The organism is Vreelandella hamiltonii (genome assembly GCF_014651775.1).
GTDB classification, from domain to species: Bacteria; Pseudomonadota; Gammaproteobacteria; order Pseudomonadales; family Halomonadaceae; genus Vreelandella; species Vreelandella hamiltonii.
In genome coordinates, this window is sequence record NZ_BMXN01000002.1 from 109,730 (window position 1) to 121,250 (window position 11,521).

Genomic DNA, 11,521 nt, shown 5'->3' on the forward strand with positions numbered 1-11,521 from the left:
ATGCCGAAGCAACTCCCGCAGGACACCAAGGCGCCCATCGTCATCGAAAACCCCTGGGAGCGCCTGCGCGCTTTTACCGATGCGCGCATCGGGCTGGGGCGTGCCGGGGTGAGCCTGCCCACCCATCAACTGCTTGCATTTCAACTGGCCCATGCCCAAGCCCAGGACGCAGTGCACTGCCCGCTCGCGTGCGAGGCACTGGCCGCTGAGCTCACCCGGCAACTGGCGTTGGGCAGCGCGCCGCTGGTGGTACACAGCCGCGCCGAACACCGGGCAATGTACCTGCAGCGCCCCGACTACGGCCGACGGCTCGACGAACCATCCCGGCAGGCACTGCAGCAAGCGGCGGAGAGCGGCCAGCGCTATGACCTGGCGGTGGTCATCGTGGATGGCCTCTCGGCCCTGGCGGTGCAGCAGAACAGCGCGCCGTTTCTGGCCGCCCTGTACGACGCACTGCAGCGCGACCACCACGACTGGAAGCTGGCGCCGCTGACCCTCGTCGAGCAGGGGCGCGTGGCCATTGGCGATGAAGTGGGCGCGCTGCTCAATGCCGACGCCGTGCTGGTGATGATTGGTGAGCGCCCCGGCCTCAGCTCACCGGATAGCCTGGGACTCTACATGACCTGGGCCCCTGAAGTGGGCTTGAAGGATGACCGACGCAACTGCATCTCCAACGTGCGCCCCGCTGGGCTGGCCTATGCAGAGGCGGCAAGGCGACTACTGCTGCTGTTGCGCGAAGCGCGGGAGCGCAAGCTCTCTGGCGTGAAGCTCAAGGACCGCAGCGAAGACAACGTGCTGGAGGGCAGCCACTCGACCCGGAATTTCCTCGTGGCCGATTGAAAAAACAGGCGACGGCTCAAGACGCAAGATGACTTCTCCGCTCGCGCTCTGAACGGCCATTTCCACACAACAAGAACATCGCCAATCACAACGCAAACAACGCAGCACGCCGCTGACACCCATTGCGTTCCACACTGAAAAAGGGCGAGACCATGACACAATCAACGGTTGATCAGACGTATCTGGCGAAGCGCCAGCTGCGTAAGGGTACAGCAGGCTGGATGCTGCTGGCGGGACTTGGGGTTTCCTACGTTATTTCGGGGGATTTTGCGGGCTGGAACTTTGGCATTGCCGAAGCGGGCTGGGGGGGCTTTGCCATCGCCGCCTGTCTGATGGCCGTGATGTACCTGGCTCTGGTGCTCTCCCTGGCCGAAATGTCCGCAGCGATCCCGGCGGCAGGCGGGGGCTACAGCTTTGCCCGCCAAGCCATGGGGCCGGCGGGAGGCTACTTGACGGGGCTGGCGGTATTGATCGAATACGCGCTGGCGCCTGCAGCCATCGTGATCTTCATCGGTGCGGCGGTCGAGGCCTTGTTGGGTGTCAACGGCCCGCTGGTGTATCTGCTGTTTTATGCGGTGTTCATCGGCATTCACCTCGCCGGGGTGGGCGAAGCGCTGAAGGTGATGATGGTGATCAGCGGCTTGGCGGTCTTTGCGATTCTGGCCACCGCCGTGGCGCTGATCGGTGACTTCGATGCGGCCAACCTGTTCGATATTGCCCCCACCGAGGCGGCGGGGGCGAGTACCTTCATGCCCTTTGGCTGGTACGGTATCTGGGCGGCACTGCCCTTTGGCATGTGGCTGTTCCTGGCGGTAGAAGGCGTGCCGTTGGCGGCGGAAGAAGCCAAAGACCCCGCCCGTGACATGCCCAAGGGCATCATCGGTGCCATGCTGTTTTTGCTGTTCACGGCACTGCTGGTGGTCGTGCTGCTGGCGGGAGCCACCAGCGCCGAGATGATCGGCCAAAGCGGCGTGCCGCTGGTGGATGCCTTGAATGCGGCAGGCAACCCGACGCTGGCGACCCTGGTCAATGTGCTGGGCCTGGCGGGCTTGATTGCCTCGTTCTTCTCGATCATTTATGGCTACAGCCGCCTGGTGTTTGCGCTCTCCCGGGCGGGCTATCTGCCTAAACGGCTGTCTCTGACCAGCGAACGTAAAGTGCCTTACCTGGCGCTCATCGTGCCGGGGGTGTTTGGCTTCCTGGCCTCGCTGAGCGGGGAGGGTGACCTGATGCTGGGCATGGCCGTCGTGGGGGCGACCATTTCCTATGCGCTGATGGCTTTCAGCCATATCTGGCTGCGCCTCAAACAGCCTGAGCTGCCGCGCCCCTACAGAACGCCGGGTGGTATCGTCACCTCGTCGGTGGCCCTGGTACTGTCGCTGGTGGCCATGACCGGTGTATACGCCTTCGACCCCCGCGCATTCAACTACACCCTCCTGCTGTTTGTGGCGGGGGCGGCTTACTACTTCCTGTACAGTAAAAATCATCTGGTGGCGAAAACGGCCGAGGAGGAGTTCGCGCTGGTCACTGCGGCGCCAGAAGAGATTGAGCCCCCTGCTGCGGGCGTCGCCGCCGCCAAGCTTTAATCAGCGCGGCGAATCACCTAGTCTGAAGCTCGGAAGCCCGCCTCTGGCCCTGGTGCCAAGGCGGGCTCATTGGCCAAGCGACAGAGGGAAACCGTGATGATGCTCGACTTTACCGACCCAGCACTGGGCGATGCCGAACAGGCGCGCTGGTACGCCGTGGACGATGGCGTGATGGGCGGCGTGTCCCACAGCGGCTTTCGTGTGGAAGAGGGGCATGGCTGCTTCTATGGAGAGGTCTCGCTGGAAAATGGCGGCGGCTTTGCCTCGGTGCGCCGTGAGCCCGGAGCGTTTGAGCCAAGCCTGGCCCAGGCCAAGGGCATCACGCTGCGGGTGCGCGGCGATGGCCGTCGCTATCAACTGCGCCTCAAAAGTCACGCGCTGGACGATGCAAGTGCCTACCGCGTGGCGTTCACGCCCAGCGCCCAGCAGTGGGAAACGCTGCATTTCAGCTGGGCGCAGTTCGACGCCGTGCGCCGGGGGTCGCTGTTGTCCAACGCACCGTCGCTCGAGCCCGGCACCGTTCACCAGTTGGGCTTTCTGATTGCCGACCGCACCGCCGGACCGTTTCAGCTGGAAATTGCCTTCATCTCGACGTATTCGCAGGACTAATTTTCACAGGACGACTCTTCACAGGGCTTATCTTCACAGGACGACTTTTCACAGGACTAAGGTCGTCTCGTATGTAGTTTGCCGTTCGAAGAGTCTGGGAAGCCTTCTATCGACGTGAGCCAGTCTGATGAAACACTCTCCGGCCTACCGCCTGGCGGCGACGGTACTGCATGGGTTCGATGAGTACCGTGCACGCTTCCAGCAGATTACTCAGGACGCCAGCCGCCGCTTTCGCGATGCGGCGTGGCGCGAGGCGCAGCAAGCCTCGGCGGCGCGGATCAATCTCTACGGCGAAAAAGTCCAGGACACGCTGGGGCGCCTGCAGCGTACGTTTCCCCAAGACGTGCTGGTCCACTGCGAGACCTGGCGCGAAGCCCGCCGACACTACGCCAACCTGATCGGCCAGCGGTTGGATTACGAGCTGGCAGAGACCTTTTTCAACTCGCTGTTCTGTTCGGTGTTCGAGCATCGTCATATCCGCAACGACTGGATGTTCGTCTACAGCTCCCGTGAAGATGCCGCGCACCGTTCGGGCATCGAGCTGTGCCGCCGTCATGCGGTCAACGGCGACTGGGCTGGAGCGCTGGCCTGGGCGCTGCAAGAGGCACCGCTGGAAACGCCCTTTGCCCATCTGGAACGCGATAGCCAGTTGGGGGCGGGCTTGCTGGAAGCCCAGCTGCCCGCCCGCCTCTGGCAGGCGGCGGATGCGCGGGTGGAGCTGCTCAACAGCGTCTTCTACCGCAACAAAGGGGCCTACCTGGTGGGCCGTATACTCGGCGGCGGCGAGCAGGTGCCGCTGGTGCTGCCGATTCTGCATGGCGAAGGGTACGGCGAGCAGCAGGGCGGTGACCCCCGCCTGCATCTGGATACCGTGCTCACCGAAACCGATGAAGTGTCGATCATCTTCTCGTTCACCCGTGCTTACTTTCAGGTCGATGTGCCGGTTCCCGGGGAGTTCGTGGGCTACCTGAAACAGCTCATGCCCCACAAGCCGGAAGGCGAGCTGTACGCCGCCATCGGCTTTTTCAAACACGGCAAAACCGAGTTTTTTCGCGCCCTGAACCAGCAGGTGGCCAAGCGCGAAGAGCGCTTCATCATCGCCCCAGGCGTGCGGGGCATGGTGATGGCGGTGTTCGTGCTGCCCAGCTTTCGCACCGTGTTCAAGATCATCAAGGACAAGTTCGACCCGGCCAAGGAGGTCACGCCAGCCATCGTGCGAGAGAAGTATCGGCTGGTGAAGCGTCACGACCGGGTAGGACGTATGGCCGATACCCAGGAGTTTTCCAACTTCATCGTGCGCCAGGATCACTTCGCGCCGGAGTGTCTGGCCCATTTGCTGGAAGTTGCCCCCTCCACGGTATCGCTGAAAGGCGACAAGGTGATCATCAAGCACTGTTACACCGAGCGGATGATGACGCCGTTGAACCTCTATCTGGAGCAGTGCAGCGACGATGAGCGGGTGACGGTGCTAAAGGATTACGGCAATGCCATCAAACAGATGGCGGCCGCCAATATCTTTCCGGGCGATATGTTGCTGAAGAATTTTGGCGTTACCCGTCACGGACGGGTGATTTTTTACGACTACGACGAAGTGAGCTACCTTACGGAGTGTCGCTTTCGCCACATGCCCAAAGCTCAGCAGGGCGATAGCTACATGGATGGCGGCGCTAGCCTCTCCATCGGCCCCCACGATATCTTCCCCGAGGAGTTCGGCCCGTTCATGTTTGCCAACCCCGAACTTCGCGCGCTGTTCATGGAGCAGCACCCGGAGCTGTTCGACCCGGACTATTGGTTAGGGTTGCAGCAGGCCATTCGCAATGGGCGGGTGATCGATGTCTACCCTTACCGCAACAAGCAACGGTTCTCCGGAACCATCGGCCAACTGGTACATTAGTCATGACTCAACCCCCTCACCTGGTGGTATTGACCGGATCGGGTATTAGCGCCGAAAGCGGCATCAAGACCTTTCGGGCCAGCGACGGCCTGTGGGAAGATCACCCCGTGGAGGACGTCGCCACGCCCGAGGGCTGGCGGCGCAATCCCGAACGGGTGCTGGCTTTCTACGACCAGCGCCGTGAGCAGATCCGCCGGGCAAAACCCAATGCCGCCCATAAGGCGCTGGCCGCGCTGGAGCAGGAAGGCTTCCGAGTCAGCGTGGTGACGCAGAATATCGACGACCTGCACGAGCGTGCCGGTTCGCGCCACGTGATGCACCTGCACGGCGAGATTCTCAAGGCGCGCTCATCCGTCGATGCCCGGCTGCGCTACCCGCTGCCCAAGGGAGGAATCCGCCTAGGGGAGGTGTGCGACAAAGGCAGCCAGCTGCGCCCGGACGTGGTGTGGTTCGGTGAAGCCGTGCCGCTCTTCGAAGAGGCCTGCGAGCTGGTCAGCCAGGCCGATTTCCTGCTCGTGGTAGGCACCTCGCTGGCGGTGATGCCCGCCGCGTCGCTGCTGACCTACATCGACTACGACACCCCCTGTGCACTGATAGACCCCGATGCCGATGCGCTCAGCCCGCCTGGCGTGCTGGCGATCAACACCACGGCGGGGGAAGGCGTGCCAGCGCTGGTTCACCAGTGGTGTAAGCAGGGGAACTTGCTCTTGCCTTGAGTCAACGACGGGGCGGGGTGAGCGAACCGATGGATGGCAGATTACCGGCGCGCTTCCAGAAACCACGCTTTCATGACTCCGGTAATCTGGATGAGCTCGACGTCCGTCGCAATATAGGCGGGCATGGTGTAGAGCCAGCGGCCAATGGGGCGCAGCCACACGCCCCGTGCTCTGGCAAACGCGGCCACGCCCGCCAGCGCCTCGCTGCCATGGGTCTCGATCACCGCTGTCGCGCCCAGCACCCGGACATCTGCCACTGCCGGGTGCGCGCGCAGCGCTGTGTCTTCCAGCAGCTCGCGCTGTAGCACTTGGCTGAGCGCGGCGATTTTCTCCAGGTAATGCTCCTCTTCGAACACCCGCAGGCTCTCCAGCGCCACGCGGCAGGCCAGTGGATTGCCCATGAAGGTAGGGCCGTGCATGAAGGCGTGGTGCTGACTGTCGCCAATGAACGCGTCGTGCACTCGGTCGGTGGCCAGCGTGGCCGCATGGCCCACATACCCGCCGGTCAGCCCCTTGGAGAGCACCATGATATCCGGCGTGACGCCCGCGTGGTCGGCGGCAAACAGCCTGCCGGTGCGGCCAAAGCCGGTGGCCACTTCGTCGAAAATCAGCAGCACGCCAAACTCGTCGCACAGCGCCCGGGCGCCGCGCAGGTAGTGCGGCGAGGTCATGTTCAGCCCGCCTGCCGCTTGCAGCAGCGGCTCCATCAGCAGTGCGGCGATCTCCTGGTGGTGGCGCGACAGCACCTCTCGGAGCGCAGCGAGGTCACGCTCTACCTGGGCTGGCGTGGCATCGAACGGTGCCTTAGGGGCCGGGGCGAAGTGGTGCTGAGGCAGCAGGCTGGCGAACAGCCCGTGCATGCCCTCTTCGGGGTCGCATACCGCCATGCAGCCGGTGGTGTCGCCATGGTACGCCTTCATCAGCGAGAGCATCTTGCGCTTGCCGGGCTGGCCGGTGAGCACCTGATACTGCAGCGCCATCTTCATGGCCACCTCCATGCCCACCGAACCGCTGTCGGAGAAGAACACGTGGTTTAGCCCCGGCGGGGTAATGCGCACCAGCGCCCGTGCCAGCTGGTCGGCGGGGCCGTGGGTCAGGCCCCCCAGCATCACATGGCACAGCTCGCTGGCCTGTTCGCGGATGGCGGCCACCAGGCGCGGGTGGCCGTAGCCGTGAATCATGCACCACCAGGAGCAGGTGGCATCCAGCAGGCGTTCACCGCTTTCCAGTGTAAAGTGGCTGCCGCTACCGCCCACCACCTTGGGGGCCGGTGTCTGGGTCTTGAGGTGGGCGTAGGGGTGCCACACGGGAGAGTTCATGGCGTAGGCTCCTGAGCGGAGAGGGAGAGCAGCGTATCCAGGAAGATAAAACGCTGCGCGATGTGGGCATCTGCCTGTAACAAATAGGGAATGAGCCCTAAACAGGGCGCAGGCAGAGCGCGTTCGAGCAGCGCCACATTGGCGGCAAACCGTGCGCTACTGCTGGCAAAGGCCGGGTCCACCACGCTGCCCACCCAGCCCGCCAGCGTCACGCCATCGGCGGCGATGGCCTCGGCGGTGAGCCGCGCATGGTTGAGACAGCCGAGTTTCAGCCCGACGACCAGAATCACCGGAAGGCCCAGCGCGCGAGGCAGGTCGGAAAAATCCTCCTCCTCATTGAGCGGCACTCGCCAGCCGCCGGCGCCTTCGATCAGCGTCAGGTCGCGTGGCGTTTGGCTCAGGATAGCGCGCAGCGCTTGAGTCACGCTTGCCACGCGCAGCACCATGCCCGCTTCCAGAGCCGCCAAATGGGGCGCAATGGCGGGGGCAAAGGCCCACGGATTGACCGTCGAGTAATCCACCGGCGGGAAGCTTTGTGCTTGTAACGCCAGGGCGTCACGATTGCGCAAGCCGCTGGGCGCGGCCTCGCTGCCGGAGGCAATCGGTTTCAACCCCAGCGTGGTGTACTGGCGCTGACGGGCAGCACACAGCAGTGCGCTGGCGGCCAGGGTCTTGCCCGCATCGGTGTCGGTACCGGTGATGAAATAGGTGTTGTTCATTTCGCGCTTTCCAGACATAGCGTCAGGCAGTGGTAGCTCACCGGCAGTCCCCGCAGCGTGCGTAGTGTTTCATAGCGCAACCGGGCATCGGTCAGTGCCTGGCGGGTGAGCTGCGCGTTGGGTCTTGCCACCTGAGCGCCCACGCCCTTGATGGAAGCCATGACGGCATTCAGGTCGGGATAGAAAAAGCGCCGCTGCTCGCACACGTGGTGGGTAAGCCGCAAGCCGCTTCGTGCAATTGCCCGTTGCACGGTGCTGGCGTCCGGCGTTTGCAGCAGGGCCTCGGGCCGCTGCCAGGCGGTGGCCACCTCATGAAGCGTGCCGGGCAGCAGGGTGGTGATGCGCGCCTGCCCGCCAGGGGCAAGCACCCGCGCCAACTCCTGCATGACATCCTCGATGCTCGGGCACCACTGAATCGCCAGATTGGAGAACACCAGCTCAACGCTGGCGTCGTTTTGCGGCAGCGCCGCGGCGTCCCCCAACTGCCAGCGGATGGCCTCGCCATAGGTTGCCTGGGCGTAGGCGAGCATGCCTGGGGCCAGGTCGAGCCCGGTGATGGCGGCCTCCGGGTAACGGGTGGCCAGCCTCTGGGTCCAGTAGCCGGTGCCGCAGCCCAGGTCGAGCACCTGCTGGGCGCTCTTCGGCAGCGTTTGCCAGAGCGCTTCGCCGATATCGCGCTGGGCGCTGGCGAGCGCGTCATAGCGCGGCGCCGCTCGGGAGAAGGCCCGGGCAACGCGGGTCTGCCAGTGGGGGACGGGGGTAGAGAGCAATGGTGAGTTCATCGCGGCACCTGTGTCGCCTGCTCGGCCAGCCGAGCGGCGAGCTGGGCCGGGCGTGAGAGCATCGGGCAGTGCCCGGTGTCTTCCAGCCGCGAGGCCTGTTGGCGAGTGCGGTTTGGCAGCAGCGGGTCCTGGGCGCCTGCGAGCAGGTGGATAGGACAGGGCGGTGCCGCGAAGTGCGCGCGGTTGTCCAGCGTGGCCAGCCATGTCAGGCCTTGGGCCAGGGTGGCAGAGTCCGCGCAGGGCGCGTCGCCCAGCAACCCACGGAGTTGGCGGTGGGCCTCGCGAGCGTTGGGTTCGCCCTGGCACTGCCAGCGTAGAAAGTGGCGCCATGTGGCCATGGCGTCGCGGCGAAAGGCGCGCTGAAAGCTGGCAAGCTCGCCACTGGTCACGCCGCCGTCTTTCGCGTCGTCGTAAAAACGCTGGCCAATACCCAACAAGAGCAGGGCGTTGGGAGGTGGCAAGTGATCGAGCAGCGCTGTGGCCAGCAACCCACCCAGCGACCAGCCGACCCAAACGGCATCGCTGGGTAGCTCGGGTGCCATCCGCTCGGCCAGTGCATCAAGGCCCGTCGAGGTAGGTAGCGCAGGAGATTCGCCGTAGCCGGGCCACTCTACCGCGCTGGGCTCGACAGGGCTGGGCCAGTGTTCCGAAAGCGTCTGCCAGATGCGGCGGTCGACGCCCCAGCCCGACAGCAGTATGAGCTTCATCGCGGCTCCTCGTGCAGGCAGGTCGCGGCCACGTCCAACAGTCGGTCGATATCGCTCTGGGTATGGCGGGCGCTGAGCGTGATACGCAGTCGCGCCTCGCCGTTGGCCACCGTGGGCGGGCGTATCGCGCCTACCTGAACGTTGTGTTTATCGAAACGGGCGGCCCAGGCCATGGTGCGCTGCTCGCTGCCCAGCAGCAGCGGCTGAATCGGCGTTTGGGAGTGGCCCAAAGGAAGCCCCAGGGCCGTGGCCTGCTGGCGGAAGTAGTCGATGTGGCGCGCAAGCCGCTGGCGGTGCTCCGGTTCCCGCTGGACGATGGTGAGCGCTTCCAGGGTGGCGGCGGCAATGCCGGGCGGTTGGGCGGTGGTGTACACATAGCTGCGGGCAAACTGAATCAAGTGTTCGATCAGGGCCGCATCCCCCGCCACGAAAGCGCCCGCGGTGCCCAGCGCTTTGCCCAGGGTGCCGACCAGAATCGGCACCTGCTGGCTATTGAAGCCTGCCACGCAGCCTGCGCCGTTTTCGCCGAGGACGCCAAGCCCGTGGGCATCGTCGATCATCAGCCAGGCGCCGTGTTGCTGGCTGAGGTGGGCGAGCTGTTCGATGTCGGCGATATCACCGTCCATGCTGAACACGCCGTCGCTGACCACCAGCTGATGGGTGGCCCGGCTGCGCGCCAGTAAACGCGCCAGATCCTGGCCATCGCGGTGGTGGTAGCGTCGGGAACGGGCGCCGCTCAGCGCGGCCCCGTCGAGTAGCGAGGCGTGATTGAGGCGGTCCTGAAAAATCGCGGTGTGGGAATCCGCCAGCGCTTGCAGCACGCCCAGGTTCGCCATATAGCCGGTGGAGAACAGCAGCGCCCGCTCGCGCCCGGTCCACTCGGCCAGCGCAGCTTCCAGGGCGTCGTGAATGCTCAGATGGCCGCTGACCAGATGCGACGCCCCAGCCCCGGCACCAAAGCGCTTGGCGCCTTCTGCCTGGGCGGCCTGCACCCGTGGGTCCTGGGCGAGGCCCAGGTAGTCGTTGCCGGCAAAGTCCAGCGCATCGTGAGACGCGACTCGGCGGGAGCGCCAGCGCTGCAGGCGCTCTCGCTGGTCGCGGGCGGTTGCCAAGCGCTGCTGCCACGCCTCAGACACTGGCGTCCACCGCCAGCGCCGCGGCGCGTTCGGCCTGGGCATTGCGCTGAGCCTGCTGAGCCAGCCGCTCGCTATGCTGCGTGTCGTCTTCGCAGGTATCGCGGCGCTCGGGGTGCAGGCCCAGCTTGGCAAACAGCGCGCGGTCGCGCTCTGCCTGGGGGTTGCCGGTGGTCAACAGCTTGTCGCCGTAGAAGATCGAGTTGGCACCGGCCAGAAAGGCAAGCGCCTGGGTGGATTCGCTCATCTGCTCGCGGCCTGCCGAGAGGCGCACATGGCTCTGGGGCATCATGATGCGCGCCACGGCAATGGCGCGGATGAACGTCAGCGGGTCCAGGTCCTCCGCGTTTTCCAGCGGGGTGCCCGGCACCTTTACCAGCATGTTGATCGGCACCGACTCAGGATGCGGGGAGAGCCTGGCCAGCTGTTGCAGCAGCGCGCTGCGATCCTGGGCGCCTTCGCCCATGCCGAGAATACCGCCAGAACACACCTTCATACCGGCGTCGCGCACGGTGGCTAGAGTTTCCAGGCGGTCGCTGTAGGTGCGCGTGGTGATGATCTCGCCGTAGTAGTCGGGGGAGGTGTCGAGGTTGTGGTTGTAGTAGTCCAGCCCCGCGGCGGCCAGCCGGGTGGCCTGTTCACCATCGACCATGCCCAGCGTCATGCAGGTTTCGAGCCCCAGCGCTTTCACCTGGCGCACCATCTCTTCCACCGCCAGCAGATCCTTGTCCCGGGGGCTGCGCCAGGCCGCTCCCATGCAGAAGCGGCTGGCGCCCGCCTCTTTGGCGGCCTTGGCCTGGGCCACCACTTTCTCTATTTCCAGCAGCTTCTCTTTTTCCAACTGAGTGTTGTAGTGACCCGACTGGGGGCAGTACTTGCAGTCTTCCGGGCAGGCCCCGGTCTTGATCGACAGCAGGGTAGACACCTGCACTGCGTTGGCATCGAAGTGTGCCCGATGCACCTGCTGGGCCTGAAACAGCAGGTCGTTGAAGGGCAACGCAAACAGCGCGTCGATTTCCTCGAGGGTCCAGTCATGGCGCGGAGCGGCATCAGCCGCGTGAGAAGCCGTCGTGTGAGTGGTCACGGGTAAACCTTTTTTAATTTGAAAGTTGACAGGACTCTAGCGGTGAGATGTCAAGGGTGTCAACTTTTAATGATTGGTTGGTTTACTGGAGGGCGGAGGAAGGGAACATTCGTCACGATGCACGGCCTGCTT

The 11,521-nt window shown here is 64.5% G+C and carries 11 protein-coding genes; 5 read left to right on the top strand and 6 right to left on the bottom strand.

Annotated elements, in window-relative coordinates; all coding sequences use genetic code 11:
* The 5 genes from eutC (at position 1) to IE091_RS02370 (ending at position 5,645) form a co-directional block, all read left to right on the top strand.
* Entirely contained in the window at positions 1-840 is an 840-nt protein-coding gene (gene eutC / locus IE091_RS02350; protein WP_189462705.1) for an ethanolamine ammonia-lyase subunit EutC, read from the top strand.
* A 152-nt stretch (positions 841-992) separates the two neighbouring features.
* Complete coding sequence (gene eat, locus IE091_RS02355) at positions 993-2,426, top strand: ethanolamine permease (RefSeq protein ID WP_189462706.1); 1,434 nt, start codon at positions 993-995, stop codon at positions 2,424-2,426.
* Between the two features lie 96 nt (positions 2,427-2,522).
* Complete coding sequence (locus IE091_RS02360) at positions 2,523-3,035, top strand: CIA30 family protein (RefSeq protein ID WP_189462707.1); 513 nt, start codon at positions 2,523-2,525, stop codon at positions 3,033-3,035.
* Between the two features lie 127 nt (positions 3,036-3,162).
* Positions 3,163-4,929, top strand: coding sequence for a bifunctional isocitrate dehydrogenase kinase/phosphatase (gene aceK, locus IE091_RS02365; RefSeq protein WP_189462708.1), 1,767 nt, complete (start codon positions 3,163-3,165; stop codon positions 4,927-4,929).
* A gap of 2 nt (positions 4,930-4,931) precedes the next feature.
* Entirely contained in the window at positions 4,932-5,645 is a 714-nt protein-coding gene (locus tag IE091_RS02370; RefSeq protein WP_189462709.1) for an SIR2 family NAD-dependent protein deacylase, read from the top strand.
* 41 nt (positions 5,646-5,686) lie between these two features.
* Here IE091_RS02370 and bioA read toward each other — a convergent pair whose 3' ends face one another.
* The 6 genes from bioA to bioB are packed head-to-tail and all read right to left on the bottom strand — an operon-like array spanning position 5,687 to position 11,389.
* Entirely contained in the window at positions 5,687-6,964 is a 1,278-nt protein-coding gene (gene bioA / locus IE091_RS02375; protein ID WP_189462710.1) for an adenosylmethionine--8-amino-7-oxononanoate transaminase, read from the bottom strand.
* Positions 6,961-7,683: a dethiobiotin synthase gene (bioD, locus tag IE091_RS02380; protein ID WP_189462711.1), complete on the bottom strand. Its 723-nt coding sequence runs from the start codon at positions 7,681-7,683 to the stop codon at positions 6,961-6,963. Before bioD ends, bioA begins: the two co-directional genes overlap by 4 nt.
* The gene (locus IE091_RS02385; protein ID WP_189462712.1) at positions 7,680-8,465 is read right to left on the bottom strand and encodes a methyltransferase domain-containing protein; all 786 of its coding nucleotides are present in this window, start codon (positions 8,463-8,465) and stop codon (positions 7,680-7,682) included. The genes bioD and IE091_RS02385 overlap by 4 nt, the downstream gene beginning before the upstream one ends.
* Positions 8,462-9,172: an alpha/beta fold hydrolase gene (locus IE091_RS02390; RefSeq protein ID WP_096922137.1), complete on the bottom strand. Its 711-nt coding sequence runs from the start codon at positions 9,170-9,172 to the stop codon at positions 8,462-8,464. The genes IE091_RS02385 and IE091_RS02390 overlap by 4 nt, the downstream gene beginning before the upstream one ends.
* Complete coding sequence (gene bioF / locus IE091_RS02395) at positions 9,169-10,308, bottom strand: 8-amino-7-oxononanoate synthase (protein ID WP_229800700.1); 1,140 nt, start codon at positions 10,306-10,308, stop codon at positions 9,169-9,171. The genes IE091_RS02390 and bioF overlap by 4 nt, the downstream gene beginning before the upstream one ends.
* Positions 10,301-11,389, bottom strand: a complete 1,089-nt coding sequence (gene bioB, locus IE091_RS02400) for a biotin synthase BioB (protein WP_039180379.1) — start codon at positions 11,387-11,389, stop codon at positions 10,301-10,303. The genes bioF and bioB overlap by 8 nt, the downstream gene beginning before the upstream one ends.
* Positions 11,390-11,521: the final 132 nt, after the last annotated feature.